The following is a 19,018-nucleotide window of genomic DNA, read 5'->3' as shown; positions in this document are numbered from 1 at the left end:
GGTTTCCTATTACCGGGCACGTCTAAGAAATATAGAAGAACTTAAAATAAATTTGAATGTGGAAGTACATTTGCAACGTTAAGGATCAGGTGAAAGATGATTTAGAATCCGCATATGAGCCTTATTTAGGCTTTGAGATTTTTAAAGAAGAGACTTAGAACAAGTTTTGTTTTAAATTGCCCATGACTTTTGTTTTAAATTGTCAACAACTTCTGGAGATTTCAATTAGTGAAATTAAGATTTCTGAAAAAAGAAATTCTTGAGACTGGAAACTTTGAATTATTTAAATGTTCAAATAAATCGTAAGGGGTGCTACGCATGGATGATGGAAACAGATTTTCGAAGGAAGGGGAGAGAAACCTAGACTATGATATAATAATTGTAGGGGCAGGGCCTGCTGGAATGTTTGCAGCTTACGAGCTTGCGGAGCTAAAGCAGTTGAGAATTCTGGTTGTGGACATGGGCAGGGATATAAATGAACGCTTCTGCCCTATGAAAACTCAGACGTACTGCATGCACTGTACACCCTGCGATATTATGTGCGGAGTAGGGGGTTGTGGTACTTTTTCGGACGGAACCTTAAACCTGCGGCCTGATGTTGGAGGTGACCTTGCAAATTTGACAGGTGACCAGACCGAAGCCTGGAAACTGGTAGAAAGAGTGGATGAGGTCTTTTTGAAGTTTGGAGCCCCACAGGGAGCTCTGCTAACAGAAGGCCCGGAAATAGAGGAGCTTAAACGCAGGGCGGCCTCGGTGGGAGCCAGATTTATAGAGATAAAGCAGCGGCACATAGGTTCGGATAATGCCCCTGCGGTTATAGGTCGCTTCAAACAGAACCTTGTTAACAAAGGAGTGAACTTTCTGCTTGAAACCGAGGTAAAAGATCTGCTGATTGAGGAAGAGACCTGCAAAGGCATTATACTTTCCGACGGGCAAGAACTCCGAGCCAGTTATGTACTTTTGTCACCCGGAAGGCGGGGCTGCAACTGGGTTTCAGAGATGATTGAAAAACACAGCATCGAAGCCAGATATGGCGGGATTGACATCGGGGTAAGGGTAGAAGTTCCTGCAATTGTTATGGACCCTGTGACGAAAATCAACCGCGATCCCAAGTTCCATATCCAGACCCGCCGTTATGATGACTTTGTCCGGACTTTCTGTACGAATATGCACGGATTTGTCGTAAAAGAAGAATATGAGGGCTTTATCGCAACTAACGGCCACTCCCTGGCAAATGCGGAATCTGAAAACACAAATTTCGCTTTTCTTGTCCGAATCGAGCTTACCGAGCCAATTGAAAATACTACAAAATATGCTCGTTCAATCGCAAAACTTGCAACCACGATAGGAGGAGGAAAGCCAGTTCTTCAGCGGATGGGCGACCTTAGAAGGGGACGACGCTCTACAAAAGAACGTCTTGCAAAAAACCTTGTTGTAAATACGCTCAAAGACGTCACTCCGGGTGATATTTCAATGGCTCTTCCCCACAGGATAGTTATGGATATAATTGAAGGTCTTGAGATCTTAAACGAGATCATTCCAGGTGTCACCTCAGACTCGACCCTTTTGTATGCTCCTGAAGTCAAGTTTTATGCAATGCACCTCAGAGTCGACAGGCAAATGGAAACCAGCATCAAAAACCTCTTTGCAGCCGGAGACGGAGCAGGGCTCTCAAGGGACATAGTCAACGCCGCTGCTACCGGAATTTTGGCAGCTGAAGGAATAATGAAAATGGTCAAAGAGGAGAAAGAAATAGAAGCAGAATCAAGAGAGTGACAGGGGCAAGAAAATAAGCTAAAAATGAGTAGAAGCGAAAATATAACTGAAATTAAAGAAAAATGAAAGGAATAAACTGGAATTAACGGAAAAAAAGAAGAATAGCTTGAAATTAAAGAAAAAAGAGAGGAATAAGCTGATAAACAGAAAAAAGTGATGATAAGTGAAAAAACGGAGAGAACACTTTATCTAAAGGAAGATTACGTTCCCATCTGAAAGCCCGGATTTATTGGTAGACATTAAAATTCTAGCTTCTTAGTCTGAAAAGAGGTTTGGAATGAAACTCGTTACTGGATCTGAATTTTAATCCCTTCACTTGTATACTGCAGATTTTTATGGAGTAGATGTTGCTAGTGGAGTTTTGTTTGGATAGACGGGAACGCAAATTATACCATGAGCTCATCTTATATAATATTTTTAGTGTATAATGTTATTTTACTGATATAATCTTAGTGAATATTGTAAACTTTAGTCCATTGATTTAACGTTATGTTACCAGCATAATGGACATCCTATAAGTCTAGGCGGCTTAAAATTATATTAATGTAAGAATATAACTTCAAATTTATTTTTGATGTTTTTTTCTTAGGTTTATTATCAAATTTATTCTATGCTATTGTATTAAAATAAAAACTAGTAGGAAACGATTATTATAAGTCCAGTTATATCAAAAAACACAGAGAAACCGGATGATTAATCCGTATACATTGTCGCTTCCTGAAGAACCTAAAAATTATAAAAAGTATCTCGAACATTCGATATTGATGTTTAATACCTTTTAGATAAGTTAAAAAATTAAAGTAAAAGTAAAAAAACTAAGAACATTAGTAAATTTATACTTTTGTAGTCAACAGTGCTTCATTTCGAGGGATAAGCCCCGTGAAGATTTCGCTTACACATTTTACATTTATTGTGTTTATTTCCTTATCAAACTCTCCATTAATTTCAACAAATTTACGGCAGAAAAACTCAAGATAATAATCCGGTTTCCATAAGCACCTGTCCGCATATTTTAGCAGATGCTCACCGTCACACGTCTGCAGATAGTAATCCGGGCCTTCAGATTTGCTTCCGACCCTTCCATGTTTTACATAAACAAGTCCTTTAAAAGTTCCCATAAAAAGGCTCCTTCTTTTGGTTTGCAGTTACGGCTTAAAATAGAATTTATCCAAAAAATAAAACCGTAGCATCTATTATTACTTAAATAAGTATAAATAAATATTGTGGGAATGTAGCATTATGACAAGTTCCTTTAAAAACACTAATAACCTTCTTCTGCTTTTATACCAAGACCAAAAGAGAACTCTGTTATATAAATTAAATTCTTTTAAAAACGCGTGGAGAACCCCAGACGGTTTATTAAAAATTTATCGACGCTCCCTTTGAGTTATTAGTGCTGGACAACAATTGAAAATCTTGGATTTGTAAAAAAATTAGCTGGTTCTGAGTTCACAAATTTGTAAAATATCAAGAAACTGTAAATATTCCTGTAATTAGAGCACAAAACGTTACTAAAAACGGATTTTAGGAGAGAAAACTCCTTTATGTAGACATAGAAAATACGGAAAAACCTTCTCAATCCAGACTCTACGATGGGAAGTCTTACTGGCGTTTGTGAATTTCTTAGGAATGTCAGAATTTTCTAAAAGGAAAAGAGCTTTTTTAGGTCCAAATGTAACAAAAATAAAAATGATGTAGTAAAATCCGCAAAAAACCGCATTCCTCGTCTATAACCTGTCTTTCACCGAGCAAAGCTCGGGCCAGTCCGAAAAGAACAAAAAACAAAAGGTCTTTCAGAAAAGAATTAGTTAATTTTTGCTCGTTTAATAACAAGAGCACTAAAGAAACTTTTTCAACTCATTAAAGAAAAGGCCTCACTGCGTGTGTAACAAGCAACAACCGGAAAAGTCTGAAAAAGAAAAATGAAGGAAGAAATTTTTGAATATCAAAACTATAAATTTTTTAAGTTTGCCCAAGAAAAATATACTAAATGCCTATTTTCCAGAGAATAGAATGCTGGATCCGTCTGAAAAGAAGAAAACAAAAAGAAAAGATTTTTAAAGATAGGAGTCAATGGACTTTTCTTACTTATAATAAAATATTGAAATTAATTTTAGTCTTATTTTAGGGAAGACCTTACAGCATGCTTGATACCTACTAACCTAAAAATTTATATATTTTCTATGCTGTATAAAGTTCTACAGATTGCCAAGGTGGCGGAGCGGTCACGCAATCGCCAGCAGAGCGATTCAGTCCTGGTTCAAATCCGGACCTTGGCTTCTTTTAATATTTGAAATAGACTCTCCATCCCTTGTAAATAATTTTGATTCTCTGTTTTTGATATCGTTTAACTTTCTTCATTTTTAATCTACTTGGAAGTGTTGTGCTGCAACCGCTGACCCGCAACCATTGCACCGGTTTATCACGCCGGATAGGGTTTGGAATAAGTTCATCAAACTCTAATGTCTTAGGGTTTTTCGATTAGGTATGGATTTTCGCTCAAGCCTTTTTTAAAAAGGCTTGTGAGCAGCCGTTATGATGTTTTAGATTTAGTAATGATTTTCGCTCAAGCCTTTTTAAAAAGGCTTGCGGGCAAGCAGTTTTTTTAAAAGGCTTGAACCGAAATGAACCACATGTTGCCGAAGCGAAACTTTGGCTGTGTTCCAGAAACAGAATTAGAAAACTGATAATAGGGAAATTGGGCATCCGGTTATTGGGGAGTGGGGGTGTTGGGGGGTTATTAAAAACAGTTGAAAGGTCTCTTATGACCTTCCCAGATGCCCACATCCTACTTTACCTCATGATATATATAATTAAAGTTTATAAAATTATTCTCGAAGTTCCCCCAAGAAAACCATAAGTTATTTGCTGCTAGGGCTTCTAAATTAACTCTAAAACGGGTTTTTTAAGTCCCTTTTAGTAGGGTCGAAAGGAACGGAAAGGATATCGCGTGTTGTAATTATGAAATAAGTATCTGATAAATCCGATTTCCTGTGAGCTTGAAGAGAAACTCAGGATATAAAATCTACTGATTTCAAAAACAATTCACAGCTAACAATATAACTGTCTCGTTCCTTCAAACCGATCCGTTTGAGCAAAAGTGATACTAATTGAGCTCATCCCAAAACCAATTTTATTCCCAAATCTATACTATTTTTACGTTAGAAATTAGAGTGATTATTCCAAATTCAAGGTTTTGGGACAGGCTCATTTATAAAAAACCTGCCTTCCTTGAACGTAGCTCAGTATCTTAACTATAGCTTACCATCTTGAGCGCAACCGTTGTGCTGCAACCGTTGCGCCGGTTGATCACGCCTATAGGGTTTGGGGATAAGCTCCTCAAGTCCAAACTTTACTGGGGTTTTCGGTCAAGCCTTTTTCCAAAAGGGTTGCGGTTAAGCCTTTTTTGAAAAGACCTGCAGAATTCGAGCTGTAGAGGCATAACTCTGCTGGAAAAACATTTATCATGCTTTATGATATAAAATTACTCACGAATAACAGCTAATGTAATCAGAAACGGGCCGCTGATCAATTGGCAAAAGACAAACGAATAAGGTTTCCATCAGGTTCATATCAGGCTTTTTATAAAGGCATCCGCTACAAAATAGATCCTGAAAATGATATCGTGGAAATGACTCAGAAACTTAATCCAAGATATAGCCCTGAAAGCAGGGAAGAAGCTGTTAATCTGGCAAATAAGCTTGGAGTAAAAAGAATTCAAAAAAGAGCCAGATTATTCTCAAAACTCCTTCTTCTTTCAGTACTGATATTCCTATTTTTGATGTTTGTCTCTGCTCATTTTTCTGTAAGATCCGAAAGCTTTCTTTTATCAGCCGGGAGATTCCTAACAATTGTGTCAGAAATTATTTTCCTTTATATGTTTGGTTATTACAGGGCAATAACGAACTATTGTGCGGATTCATATTGCGAGAAATGCGGGAAGCACCTAGTTTTTGAAGAGTTTCAGGCTCCACTCATAAAAGAAGAAAGCAAAATTGATACTTATACAAAAACCCTGACACAGTACTGGCACTGTAAAAACTGCGGGCATGAGGATATAAAAGTTGAACCTCAATACATAGACCACCATCAAGAGAAAAGGCAGGATGATTTAAAAGAAGACACCTGCGAGGAATGTGGGAAAGAGCATGCAATGGAAGAATACAGAGATATTGACGTATTAAACTATGTTCTAAAGAAGAAAATAAGGTATTTTAAATGTAAAAACTGCGGCTACCACGAAATCAGACTAAGTAAAAGGTTCAGAATTGTTTAACAATTATTGAGCTCTCTATGTAATCCAGTGCAGCAAGTTCTTCTGTACGGCAATTTGAAGAGTAAATCGCTCTAAAAAGCGTTTTTTATTAAAAGAGAACTGCTGTTTAAACAACAATAAGAAGTACGGTATTAAGTATAGTATTAAGTATAGTATTAAGTATAGTATTAAGTATAATATTAAGTAAGGTATTTACTTATAAATCAGTTCATGAATTAGTTTGTTTGGTCAAAGGATTACAAATGTGTTCTTTATAATTTCAATGCGATTAATAAGTTTTGGAGTCACCAGCCAACTCCTTTTGTATAAAATATGAATACAGGATAAGTTCAAATTATTGTAATCTGCACCTTATTTACCAATTGACTGTTAATTATAAATACTATTTTTTTCTCTATGTTACTCTGCAAATGTAAGCCAGGGATCAAATATAAAGAGGATAAATCATAATCGTACAGTATGATTTTAATAACATCCTGGATCTAAAGTAATTTATTATAATTTTCAGATATTTCACTCAACCCTTCCACTAATTTAGAACTCTGACAATATGATTTTAATTTGTAAGTTGAAAGAATAAGGCAAATAATTGTATTTAACTGTAACTTAATTCGCTGGAAAAAACTGAGGTAGTTTAAGGTATGAAAAGATACGATGTAATTGTCGTCGGGGCGGGCATAAGCGGGCTTCTTGCAGCACTTACGCTTTCAAAGCATGGAAAAAAAGTCCTTGTTCTTGAAAAAAGACAGCATTTGGGCGGGAACTGCAACAGCTACATGGTAGATGGCTATCAGGTAGATACAGGAGCACACGCAATTACTCATCTGATTGAAGGACCTCTGAAGAGGTTGATGGATAATTACTTTGACTTTTTGCCTGTGTTTGAGGAATATGGGCATTATTACGTTCGGACTGAAAATACTCTTGTCAAAGTTCCTTCCAACCTCAAAGATTTCGTGACCTTTGATGTGCTTCCAAGAAAGGACAGACTACTACTTTCCCAGACTCTTACAAAAGCCTTTACTCTGTCTTCATTTGGAATAGATCTGTCCGACCAGTCAGTATATGATTTTCTGCCAAAAAGCCTTTCAAAAGAAACTTACGATTTTGTGGACACGATATCAGCTTTCCTCTCAGGTAAGTCAATGAAGGAAACCTCTGCCCAACGGGTTCTGTCAGGAAGCAGTTTTGTCAGAGACAGCATTACCCAGGAACAGTTTGATGCAATGATCGGAAGACTGGAACCCAAAAAGTCACAGTCTACAGAGTCTATCCTTGCCTCAGTCCTCCCGTACCATCTCCATGCCTCCCTTCAGGCCAGGATGACCAGGGTCACCCAGCCTTTTACCTCTCTGGAAAGGCTTGCAACAAATAATGTAAACTATTCTCAGGGTTATCCCAGAAAAGGCTTAAAAGCCCTGCTCAACGCTGTTCTTTATTCACTTCCGGAAACCGTTGAGATCAAAACGAGATGTGAGGTCAAATCCATCCTTGTACAGGACGGAAAGATTTCAGGCGTGGAAGCCGATGAAGTATATAACTCTGACCTCGTTATCTACACAGGTTTTGCAACCGAGCTTCCCAGACTTATAATGGATCTCCCTCAGGAGTATAAGGCAAATCTGGAAGATATAGTCCACAGCAAAAGCCTGACAATCTGGCTTGGACTGGAAAAAGAATTTTCCGATTTTAATTACACGGGATCAGAGATCTGGTTCAAGGATTTCGCCTACTGGGCAACACCCATAAGTAACTATGATCCTTCGCTTGCTCCAAAGGATAAACAGCTTATAGGCTTTTCTTTCGTGGTCGACGAAAATAAAAACGAAGAAGAGGAGATAAAAAAAGCCTACGATACGATTTTCCGTGCCCATCCAAACATTGAGAAATATATCGATATGCAGCACGAACAGATAACGGTTCCAGAAAAAGCCGCAGTTACCATTAACGGGAAATTCGCAGATATTCGAACTCCTGTTCGGAATCTGTACGTTGCGGGCACGGACACTGATAAACGCAGTATGGGAATTACTCGAGCTTCATATTCGATTATCGAGCTCCTGAAGATTCTTAACGAAGATGGAAATCTTCATTAAAGTGTCTGCTATATTGATTATATAACAGACATAATTGCATTTATTTTTAGGAATTGGAAAGATATTTCAACCCTTTTGAAACATTTTTTCCTTTTTGTGGCAACCTGGCCAACTCCTGGCTGAAAGAATTCTAAGATGAAGTTGTGAAAGCGGCCTTTAATTATTGTTTTTGATTTTTACGGAATAATGCATTTTTTCTTTCTTTTTGTGTGGAGGTGCAATTAACCTAACATTTTTCATGTTTGCTGTTAATTTTTCTGGCAGATTTTTCAAAAAAATTCAATCGAAAAATACTTATATAAATTTTAATCAATCGCAAATTTTATGGCACAAAATATATATAATCCCAACACCCAAGGAAAAGATTTATATTAAATCAAGAGGTAATGAGCTTCCGTTATCCGGCAAGTGAATAGCTAATTCCTGACCGGCCAAACGTAAAAAACAAAAAGAAGTGATAATGGGATGACAAATCAAGAGATATTTGATAAGTTACGCGACGCAATCGTAAATCAGAACGTCGCAGGTACTGCACAGCTATGCAAGGAGGCCCTGGCTGCAGGAATTCCGGCGCTTGATATTATTACGAAGGGCCTTTCCGTCGGAATGAAAATCGTCGGTGACAAGTTCGAAGCCGCCGAGATTTTCCTGCCCCAGATCATGATGTCTGGAAAAGCAATGAGCAATGCAATGGAAGTCCTTACCCCCGAACTTGAAAAGAGCAAGGAAGAAGGAGAAGAAGCTGGACTTGCAATTACTTTTGTTGCAGAAGGAGATATTCACGACATTGGTCACAGGCTTGTTACCACCATGTTAGGAGCAAACGGGTTCCAGATCGTTGACATGGGAGTTGACGTCCAGAATGAAGATGTTGTAGAAGAGGCTGCAAAGCACAAAGGAGAAAAGGTCCTCTTAGTAGGCTCAGCCCTTATGACCACCTCTATGCTCGGTCAGAAAGACCTGATGGACAGGCTTAGAGAAGAAAACCTCAGGGACAGTGTAAAGTGCATGTTCGGAGGAGCTCCTGTATCTGATAAATGGATTTCCGAAATTGGAGCAGATGCAACTGCAGAAAATGCTGCTGAAGCTGCAAAAGTTGCACTTGAGGTTATGAAATAATCCTGGGAGGCAAAAGAAAATGACATTTAGAAAATCATTTGACTGCTATGACTTTTATGACAGGGCAAAAGTAGGGGAAAAATGTACTCTGGACGACTGGGACCTCATGAGGATCCCGATGAAGGCAATGGAACTCAAGCAGAAATACGGGCTTGACTTCAAGGGAGAGTTTGTTCCGACAGACAAGGAAATGATGGAAAAACTCTTCAACGCAGGCTTTGAGATGCTCCTTGACTGCGGAATTTACTGTACAGACACACACAGGATCGTAAAGTACACTGAAGATGAAATCTGGGATGCAATTAACAACGTGCAGAAAGAATTCGTGCTTGGTACAGGCAGGGAAGCAGTAAATGTTAGGAAAAGAAACGTTGGTGACAAGAAAAAGCCAATAGTGCAGGGTGGACCTACTGGTTCTCCGATTTCCGAAAATGTGTTTATGCCCGTTCACATGAGCTATGCCCTGGAAAAAGAAGTCGACACTATCGTCAATGGTGTAATGACTACAGTACGCGGGAAAGCGCCTATTCCAAAGAGCCCTTACGAAGTTCTTGCTGCAAAGACAGAAACAAGACTCATTAAAAATGCTTGCGCCATGGCTGGTAGGCCTGGCATGGCTGTCTAGGGCCCAGAGACCTCCCTGTCCGCTCAGGGAAACATTTCCGCCGACTGTGCTGGCGGAATGACCTGTACGGACAGCCACGAGGTCTCGCAACTCTGTGAACTCAAGATCGACCTGGATGCAATCTCGGTTATTGCCCACTACACTGCAAATAGCGACATCATAATGGACGAACAGATGCCGATTTTCGGCGGATACGCGGGTGGAATTGAAGAAACCACAATTGTAGACGTTGCAACCCACATAAACGCCGTGATAATGAGCACCGCAAGCTGGCATCTGGACGGTCCTGTCCACATACGCTGGGGATCAACCAACACCAGGGAAACCCTGATGATTGCAGGCTGGGCATGTGCAACAATTTCAGAATTTACAGACATACTGTCAGGCAACCAGTACTACCCATGTGCAGGCCCATGCACTGAGATGTGTCTGCTTGAGGCTTCAGCCCAATCAATTACTGACACAGCTTCTGGAAGAGAAATTCTCTCAGGTGTTGCAGCCGCAAAGGGTGTAGTTACAGACAAGACTACTGGTATGGAAGCCAGGATGATGGGAGAAGTGGCAAGGGCAACCGCAGGAGTCGAAATCTCTGAAGTAAATGTGATCCTTGACAAGCTTGTAGCACTCTACGAGAAGAATTATGCAAACGCTCCGGCAGGAAAGACATTCCAGGAATGCTACGACGTAAAGACAGTAACACCAACTGATGAGTACATGCAGGTATACGACGGAGCAAGAAAGAAGCTCCAAGAATTAGGGCTTGTATTCTAAAATAAAAATAGTTTGTTAAAACTGAAGTTACTTCTCAAAATAGAAGCCAGTTAAGAAGTCGCTTAATTCTCCGACTGGTCTGGGCTTTTAGTCCAGGCTTTCGGACTTTTGTAATATTTTTTGAGTATTTTTGGGATACATTTCGGATACTTCTCAAAGTGTTTTTTACCTTCTTTCACAGTCATCGTGAATTTTCCTGCGAAATATTCTATACTTTCCTTCGCAGTCCTTCACAATACTGTATATTTTTATGAAAGTGATATCCTTTTTAAGTACTTCTATTTAAATACCAGTACATAACCCAAGCTGGTCAATTTTGATAGGAAAAAGGTATTCAATGACTCAAATAGGTTTACTTAAGTGAGTTTCCCACTATCGATACTGAATTCTTTAAAATTTGTAAAGATAAAAAGGATAGCTGCTTACGAGAAAACGGTCATAAATGGATAAGAAGAAGGGAGTGAAACTTATCTTTCATAATAACCGTTTTGTTTCTGGTGTGTGAAATGAGGCTTTAATATTTCCCGTCGTAAGCAACCGGATTCTTATTACCTATGTATGATATAAATAATTTTCCTTGTTGATACTTTTAGTCAAATATTTCCAAGTTAATTCAGGTGTAGAAGTTTTAAATATTTCTTAATAGTGCTTTTTTCCCATGATAAAGCTCATATTCTCACATATCCATACTTACTTAAGAGAGAACCTGGGGGCACGAAGGATTCTACCGCTCGATGAGAATGAAGCTTTGGAACTTGGACTGAATCTGGTTGATGAAAAGAATGAAACCGAAACCAAAGAAGTTCTTAACTACTTCTTCGAGCTTGCACTGAAATATGCGAAAGAAGGACAGGAAGACGACACAAAAAGATTAATCGAATATATTAAAAAAATAGGGAGAGCGGCAGCTATTTCCGGACTTGAACCCGTAGTTGTTAGTACGCTTTTGATTTTTCCACAGGTTGCCACAGAAGCACGCAAGCAAAATATGGAAAATGCACTTGTGAGTATAGCACTTGCATTAGGAGAGCTTGGAAAAGTCGCAGCAGGACAAAAAATGGAAACTCCTGCAAAGATCGCAGCCTTCTGCCTTGGTGAGATGGGAAATACCGCAGCTTCTAGAAGAGATAAAAAAGGAACGATTGCAGTTATTTTCGCTCTTGGAGAGATCGGAAAAAGTGTTACATCACAAAAGCTGGGTGATGTTGCAAGCAGCACAGTTGCTCTTCTCGGGGAGACAGGGAAGGTTGCAGCAAGCCAGAAATTTGAGGACGCGGCATTAAACGCTGAGCTGTTGCTGCAGGAGATCGGAACTGGGGCAATTGAAAAGAACTTAAAAGAAACTGCAGACATGAGTGTGCGTTCTATCCAGGATATCGGAAAAACTGCAGACAGTCAGGGGCTTAATAAGGTTTTACTCCAGGCAACCTATTCGCTCGAGGCAATTAAATTCAATGCCGATGACCGCTATCTTATGAGTGCATCCATAATTGCTGAAGTAGCTCTCCTGCACTTTGAAAGATTGAAAATTGAGAGACTGGAAGATAAGCTGAATAAAATTTCCAGGGGAAAGAAGAGAATACCAGGTACAGATTTATAACTTTTCCAGGTATAGATCTATTAACTTTTCCAGGTACAGATTTATGAACTTTTCCGCTCAGTTTGATGATTATTCGTACTGAGTTAGTCAATTCGGTATTAAGTCTCAACTCCTGCGTTCCTCAAAGGGAAAAGAATGCAGGAAGAATTATCTGACTTTGAGGTGTCTTTTCCCGACATAAAAATTTTTAGTGGGGTGTTTTGAATGTCTATTTTGAACGAAACCGGGGCAACGGATCTCGGGTTAACTTCAGTAAAGGATAACGATGAGCTTGGTGTATTAAGATCCATAGATTTCCTTACAGAACGGGGGACCGAATATATAAACCGAAAACTTGAACCCGATGCAAAAAAAACTGTTATCAGTATAAGAGATATAGGTAGCGCAGCTGTCTTCCAAAAAATGGAAATTGGGGTATTTTTGTCGCTTTTTTCACTTGGAAAGATGGCTGAAATTGCAAGAGAACAGAAAATGACTGATACCGGTCTAAGCATCCTTTACTCGCTCTGTACAATCGGGAAAGCAGCTGTTGGGCAAAATATGGAGTCCGCAGTCAGGATCGCAGTCGCATATCTTGGAGAAATCGCAAACTCCGCCTCGCTTCAGAAAACGGAAAGAGAGGCGATTGCTGCGACTCTTGCTATAGGATCCATAGGAAAGGAAACTTTCGGGCAGCAGAGTATCCAGATACCGGAAAACGGAGGATTTCTTCCTCCAAAGTCATATATCCTCTTATCTCGCCCTCCTGGAAAAGAGGCTATTCTCTTCTCCGGAGAGTTTCCGGGTAGTTTTAGCCTGCTTGTTCAACAGGGAGGAGAAATAAACTCCCTTGAGGAGATTCCTGTTCTTTCGGAAAACGAATCTTCGTATTCGGGTTTTACCGACTTTGAAAATCTAATCATAAGAACTACAAATTCTCTAGGAACAATGATTTTTGAAGTTAAAGAAAAGTTTTTAATAAGCCATATGCTCATGACAAAACTAGCCCTTGATACTCTAAACGGGTCTGAATATATACACGAAGCCGAATCTCTTGATTGAAAACTTCTTAAGTTTTAGAGTTTCATTGGATCCAGATAGCTTTGGTCCTGGCTACTGATCCAGGAAATTCTCGGTTCAAGGTAGATGCTAAACTAAAAAACGACATACCGGCGTTAAATGGATGTATCAACAGAGTACTGGAAATAGTGCTAGTTCTGGATATTACTGAGAGGCGTGAAAAACGCAGGAAACTTTAATATTTAAGGGATATTTTTCAGAACATATATTTCATAATGATTTTTATTCCAATTATTCCTCTTACGAGTTGTTAGAAAAGCAAAACTTCTCTTTTGCTGGAACAACTTTAGTAATCAGGGGGTTATTGGTTCATGAAAAGGAAACCAGTTCAGATTATTCTCATAATTCTTCTTTTAATACTTTGGACAGCGGCAACTCATGCCGAGGCTGAGGTTGTTACTGTAAATAATAATGGGGACGGGAATTATACATCGATCCAGGAAGCTGTCAATAATGCACATGACCGGGATACAGTCCTTGTAAGCCCTGGGGTGTACAGAGAAGATATAATAGTCAACAAGGAACTTACAATTCGCTCCCATCAAGTTTTTTCAGGCAGCCAGACTAACCGCACTTATATTATAGGTACGGTTTCTGACAATCCGGTCTTTAGTATCAGCTCAGACAATGTGACAGTAAACGGTTTTTACATTGCAGGAGATCCTTTAGGAAAGGATACGTATCAGCAAGTCGGGTTTTACCTTGAAGGCGTGAGAAACTGCTCCTTAAATAACAATACGCTAGTACTGACTGATCAGGGGATTGTTCTTAAGAGTTCTCAGGGCAACTATCTCAATGGAAACCTTGTAAGCCTTGGAAACGATGGAATTGTGCTTGACAACTCCGAAAAGAATGAACTGTCAAACAATTGGATAGTAGAAAATAATCAGGGAATTTCACTGAATGATTCTTTTAACAATACTCTTGTTAACAATACAGCATGTTCAAATGAAGTAGGCGTTATCTTGCAAATGTCTCAAGGAAATAAGCTTGCTTATAACCTCATTTTGAAAAACGAGTATGGGATTCTCGGCCAGGCAGCAGGATCCAATATTTTAACCAATAATAACCTCTACCTTAATGGCATTGGCACGTATCTAAAGGGTTCATCAAACAATTCGTTATATGAAAATGAGTTTATTAACTTTCTGAACGCTGCAGACGAAGGAAATAACACCTGGAACAGTAGCTCAGCAGGTAATTTCTGGAATGATCATACGGGAGCAGATGCTGATGGAGATGGTGTAATCGATAACCAGTACGCCATTAACCAGATCACCGGAGCTATTGATTATATGCCTATGGTAAATAGAATTTCTTCAGGCAATCATTACGAAACTTTGGGCCCTAGTGGAAACACTTTACTGGCGCTATTTGAGAAAAAATACCCTGAAAAGGCAACAAGTAATCGCGAAAAAGGAGTTGTTATCGAAACAACCGACCTTGGACAGATAAACAAATTCCTAGAGGAAGGCCCGGTCTTTTTGAGACTTGGAGCTGAATGGTGTGAAGCCTGCCAACATATGAAACCTATTCTAGACGAGCTGGCCTCCAGATATGGAGATAAAGTAACATTTATTTCTGTAAATATAAACAAAAACCCTCCACTTGCAACTTATTTTGATGTGGGCTATATTCCAGACTCTTCAATGATTGTAGGTACTGAAAATGGAACATATGTTTACATGCAGCTGGATGGGAATATTACCACAGACAGAGTTAGGGCGAGAATTATCGGACTGGAAGACAAAGAAGTGTACGAAAAAGTTCTGGAAAACGTCCTTGCCTATGAAGAGAAAAACAACATCGGATAACAGGAACCTTTGGTTAATACTTAATTACGACCAAGCTCAAAACTAACTTGCTGCAAAAAACGGATATTTATTTTTTGAATCAACCGCCCCTGTTACAAAATAGTAACACTAATAACCTCGTAATTTCATAGAGTAAGCCAGACTCAGTTTCCTGCGCAGGCCGTATAACTTACGCAGTAATCTGAAATTGAAAATATGCGATGAAACATACAGGCAAGAATTATAAATTCGCAGGAAAAATTGAAGATTAGTGTGTTCCACCAGTAAAAAAGGGATACTAACAATAAAAAAGGATGCTACCAATAAAAAGGGATACTAACAATAAAAAAGGATGCTACCAATAAAAAGGGATACTAACAATAAAGAGGGGCAAAAAGAGTGATTACATTAAACGAGGCAGAGGCAGTTGAAGTAAGTTTATCTGCAGTTGATGAAGGAGATGAGAACAGAGCTTTCCAGGCCCTTGACTCCCTAACAGGGATTGCAGCAGATTTCCTTTCAGAAAACGAAAAGGCAGATGCCGAGAGAGTTATCCTATCAATTGAAAGTAGCGCACAGGCAGCTGCAGAGAGAGAGATGGAGCTTGTTACGATTAATTCGATCCTGTCCCTCGGGAAACTGGCAAGGAAAGCAGCAGATAACGGGTTTGAGTCAGTTCTGGACAAGGCTTTTGTAGCAATAGGAAAACTGGGAAAAACTGCAGCTGCACATTCGCTAGAAGCTGGCTCAAAGGTCGCTGCTACAACCCTTATGGAGATCTGGAACTTCTCCCCTGAAGAATGGGGTCAGGAAAAAGTAATTGCCTTTTCTTTACTTTTTAAAGAGATCGGAACCTCTGCTGCCAGGCGTGATATGGAGGAAGTAATGTTAAGTGCAGTAACCTGCCTGGGAGAAATCGGGAAAAAAGTTGCAGCAAAAAACCTTGAACTTGAAACTGTAAGTAGCCTGCTTTTACTTGAAGAAATAGGCAAGCTTGCGGTGGAGAATTACTTCGATGAAGCTCTGAGTTCAACAGCGCTTTCCATAGAAGATATTGGAAAATTATCTATAAAGAAGGGACTTAATGACGCAGTTTTGCAGTGCCAGTGGACGCTTGAGACTCTTCGAGTCCAGGCTGAAGAAAAGGCTCTAAGTAATTCTTCAGTCGTGGCGGAAGTGGCTCTTGATAATTTTAAAGATATCGGCTACACGAGTTCCGAGGAGAAAACGGAGAAATTCCAGGGAATAAAAGCCATTCAGAAAAAAATTCAATCTGATCTGGAAATTCAGGAGTGAGAAGTTCTCTTACGCAGCCATTTATATAGTTAAGATGTTTACTTCCAGCTATTTGCATGAAGAATGTGCTTGTCCAGGCAAAATGTTTAACATAATAAACTTTTCGTTCCTTTGGACTGCCTGGTTTTATTCTGGAGCTTTAAATATTTTATTAATTTTACTTTTGATATACTTCTTGATTACGATTTTTAAAACTCTCAACCGGGAATTCTCTTCTTTTATCAAGAACATTAAAAGGATTTTAAAGGTTCAAACCCTTGTGAAGTCGAAATAAGCGCCCGATCACTCTTTGAAAGTTTATCACTTCTTTGAAACCATAAGTTTTAAATAAATTATTAAAGTATTTCTCTAAAGCAAGTTGTTGTTTCCTTGATAAGTGTTTGAGGTTTCAAAGTGAATTGTTATAAAAGCCGTTTAGATTTAATCTGCACTTACATAAAAAGCCGTTTAGATTTAATCTGCACTTAGCATACAAAAACTCTGCACTTAGCATAAAACACGGTTGTTCAGGTAGAAGGAAGGTAAGGAGTTGAACCCTTCCTCCTACCTCAGAGGTTGATTTTGCTCACGCAGGAGAATATGCCAGAAACCCGGCGTGAGTTTTTTTACTCAGATGATATATATTATGCATGAAATGTATTTAACTCTTTCTATTTTATCTTTATGTTCTTTGTTCGGGCTAGCTTTGCTTTAACCCAGTTTAGTTTCGATCTCTGTCAAGAAAATACATAAATTATATCTAAACAGAAACCTTGAAGTTCTCGACATATTTTGAAAATTATAGGAAGACTAATATCTGAGTAAACCTATATAAATACTTAAATTTTCAAAATCCGAGAATTTCTAACGAATTTTACTGAAAGGGGTTTTAATATGTTCTCACTGAATGAACAAAAGGCTATTGAACTTGGAGAATCTGGAGAACGAGCAGTAAGAGAACAGAATGAATATGATGCGCTCCAATATGCTGAGTACCTCCGGGAATTCGGGCAAGAACTGCTCGAAGGAAATTTAGAGAATGATTTGAAGAGAGTCGTTATCTCACTAAGGAATATTGGAAATAAAGCTATCCAGAAAAAGATTGAGAATGTTGCGTCCACAGTCCTAAGTGACCTTAAATCTCTTTCTGAAGCTGCAATTGATAAGAATTTCTCCAATGTAATGTGGTCTTTCTCAAAAGCTACACAGGAGATTGGAAAAGGAGCGGTACAGTTCCAGATGCTTGAACCTGCAAAACTTGCGCTCGACACGCTTAAAATAATAGGCCTGGGTGCAGTTGAGAAGAAAATGGAAGTTGTAACCCTTTGGACAACAATGTCACTTGAGGAAATGGCTTATCTCGCAAACAGGCAGCAGCTTGAAGATCTTACTGAGGAAGCAAAAGAAGCTAGAGAAGAAATTATAGAATATTCCGAAGACTCAGGGTTTATTACAAGGGAACAGATTGAAAAATACCCACAGCTTATTGCCCAAACCGTAAGTCAATTCTCAGAGCTTCAGAATCTTCAGCCTGCAGGTTATGAAGCCAGGCCCAATGAAGAATTTACAGAAGAGGAGTTCTTTGAGGAAGAGGGAGAAGATGTGCAGCAGGAGCCTGAAACTAAAGCTACCAGGAAGGACAAGTAAGCCTGACAATTGAGGAAAATTTCCTGACAATCAAGGAAAAATTGTCCTGTTTCAAGTAAAATGAGAATTATAATCAGCAAATTAACCTGATAATCAAGTAAAATAAACCTGATAATCAAGTAAAACGAGGATGATAATTAGTAAATGAACCTGATAATCAGACAAATGAATCTGATAATCAGACAAAACGAAGCTGGTAATTCTAAAAACTCTCCTGAAAATATTTTGGCTGTTTATACAGCCGTTTGCTTATTTTTATGATTTTTGGAAATTTCCAGAAAACTTTCTATTATTTTTAGCCCATCGGGAGTAAGCACGGATTCGGGATGGAACTGCAGGCCATAGATTGGATACTTTACATGTTCCACTGCCATAATGCTCCCGTCTTCAGCCCTGGCAGTAACTTTTATCCCGGGCGCTGGCTCCCCAATCTCAAGCGAATGATAACGGCCTGCCTGGAACGGGCCTTCAAAAGCTGAAAATAGTGCAGATTCCTTATGCAGAATCTTTGAACTTTTTCCATGCACTGGGCCAACCTTGCTTCTTCTGACAACTCCGCCGAAGGCCACATTAATTGCCTGATGCCCCAGGCAGACTCCAAGAAGGGGAATTTCCCTGCCCAATTCCCTGATTATTTCAAGGCAATTTCCTATATCCCTTTGGTCTGAAGGATTCCCTGGACCTGGAGAAATAACCAGGGCATCAGGCTTAATCTCTCTAAGTTCTTCCAGGGAAACCGTATTGGGAAGTACCATGGTATCGGTTTCAAAATAAGAGATATAGTCTACAAGATTCCATACAAAGGAATCCTTGTTGTTTATGAAAACCACCTTCATCTGAACATACCTCCTGACCTTATCATTTTTAGTTCATTTTCTCCTGGTTTCTCTTTTTTAACCTCCTTTTTCGTGAACAATCCGTTTACTGGATTTATTTCATGTAAAATGTCCATATTTGAACTTCTTTTCACAAACTTCACCC

At 39.1% G+C, this 19,018-nt stretch carries 13 protein-coding genes, 1 tRNA gene and 1 pseudogene; 12 read left to right on the top strand and 3 right to left on the bottom strand.

What is annotated here, in order from left to right:
* Positions 1-318: 318 nt before the first annotated feature.
* Entirely contained in the window at positions 319-1,776 is a 1,458-nt protein-coding gene (locus MSBR3_RS02865) for an NAD(P)/FAD-dependent oxidoreductase (protein WP_048106324.1), read from the top strand.
* Between the two features lie 833 nt (positions 1,777-2,609).
* On the opposite strand, the gene MSBR3_RS02860 is transcribed toward MSBR3_RS02865, so the two are convergent.
* Positions 2,610-2,894, bottom strand: coding sequence for a hypothetical protein (locus MSBR3_RS02860; RefSeq protein ID WP_048106321.1), 285 nt, complete (start codon positions 2,892-2,894; stop codon positions 2,610-2,612).
* 1,089 nt (positions 2,895-3,983) lie between these two features.
* Here MSBR3_RS02860 and MSBR3_RS02855 point away from each other — a divergent pair.
* The 11 genes and pseudogenes from MSBR3_RS02855 to MSBR3_RS02795 all read left to right on the top strand — a co-directional run bounded on the left by MSBR3_RS02855 (position 3,984) and on the right by MSBR3_RS02795 (position 18,037).
* Positions 3,984-4,055 (top strand) — tRNA-Cys (locus tag MSBR3_RS02855).
* Between the two features lie 434 nt (positions 4,056-4,489).
* Positions 4,490-4,636 (top strand): hypothetical protein, encoded by a 147-nt coding sequence (locus MSBR3_RS20580; protein ID WP_196296994.1) that lies wholly within the window; start codon positions 4,490-4,492, stop codon positions 4,634-4,636.
* A 672-nt stretch (positions 4,637-5,308) separates the two neighbouring features.
* Positions 5,309-6,052 (top strand): zinc ribbon domain-containing protein, encoded by a 744-nt coding sequence (locus tag MSBR3_RS02845; protein WP_048106318.1) that lies wholly within the window; start codon positions 5,309-5,311, stop codon positions 6,050-6,052.
* Positions 6,053-6,693: 641 nt separating this feature from the next.
* Positions 6,694-8,148, top strand: coding sequence for a protoporphyrinogen/coproporphyrinogen oxidase (locus tag MSBR3_RS02840; RefSeq protein WP_048106317.1), 1,455 nt, complete (start codon positions 6,694-6,696; stop codon positions 8,146-8,148).
* A 465-nt stretch (positions 8,149-8,613) separates the two neighbouring features.
* On the top strand, positions 8,614-9,267 hold the full coding sequence (locus MSBR3_RS02835) for a methyltransferase cognate corrinoid protein (RefSeq protein WP_048106316.1): 654 nt from the start codon (positions 8,614-8,616) through the stop codon (positions 9,265-9,267).
* A gap of 19 nt (positions 9,268-9,286) precedes the next feature.
* A pseudogene (locus MSBR3_RS19240) lies at positions 9,287-10,663 on the top strand (monomethylamine:corrinoid methyltransferase).
* Between the two features lie 658 nt (positions 10,664-11,321).
* A complete protein-coding gene (locus MSBR3_RS02820) occupies positions 11,322-12,263 on the top strand; it encodes a hypothetical protein (RefSeq protein WP_230627721.1) in 942 nt (313 codons plus the stop codon).
* Between the two features lie 204 nt (positions 12,264-12,467).
* Entirely contained in the window at positions 12,468-13,304 is an 837-nt protein-coding gene (locus MSBR3_RS02815; protein WP_048106312.1) for a hypothetical protein, read from the top strand.
* Positions 13,305-13,633: 329 nt separating this feature from the next.
* Positions 13,634-15,136, top strand: a complete 1,503-nt coding sequence (locus MSBR3_RS02810) for a NosD domain-containing protein (protein WP_052723244.1) — start codon at positions 13,634-13,636, stop codon at positions 15,134-15,136.
* 378 nt (positions 15,137-15,514) lie between these two features.
* Complete coding sequence (locus tag MSBR3_RS02800) at positions 15,515-16,411, top strand: hypothetical protein (RefSeq protein WP_048106310.1); 897 nt, start codon at positions 15,515-15,517, stop codon at positions 16,409-16,411.
* A gap of 873 nt (positions 16,412-17,284) precedes the next feature.
* Positions 17,285-18,037: a hypothetical protein gene (locus tag MSBR3_RS02795; RefSeq protein WP_048106308.1), complete on the top strand. Its 753-nt coding sequence runs from the start codon at positions 17,285-17,287 to the stop codon at positions 18,035-18,037.
* 233 nt (positions 18,038-18,270) lie between these two features.
* Here MSBR3_RS02795 and MSBR3_RS02790 read toward each other — a convergent pair whose 3' ends face one another.
* Both MSBR3_RS02790 and MSBR3_RS19900 read right to left on the bottom strand, forming a co-directional pair.
* Positions 18,271-18,873: an aminodeoxychorismate/anthranilate synthase component II gene (locus tag MSBR3_RS02790; RefSeq protein ID WP_048106307.1), complete on the bottom strand. Its 603-nt coding sequence runs from the start codon at positions 18,871-18,873 to the stop codon at positions 18,271-18,273.
* A complete protein-coding gene (locus tag MSBR3_RS19900) occupies positions 18,870-19,007 on the bottom strand; it encodes a hypothetical protein (RefSeq protein WP_155396679.1) in 138 nt (45 codons plus the stop codon). The genes MSBR3_RS02790 and MSBR3_RS19900 overlap by 4 nt, the downstream gene beginning before the upstream one ends.
* Positions 19,008-19,018 lie beyond the last annotated feature (11 nt).

Origin of the sequence: Methanosarcina barkeri 3 (genome assembly GCF_000970305.1) — an archaeon.
Classification (GTDB): domain Archaea; phylum Halobacteriota; class Methanosarcinia; order Methanosarcinales; family Methanosarcinaceae; genus Methanosarcina; species Methanosarcina barkeri_A.
The sequence above is the reverse complement of the archived record's forward strand: the minus strand, read 5'-3'. Positions and strand labels throughout refer to the sequence as shown.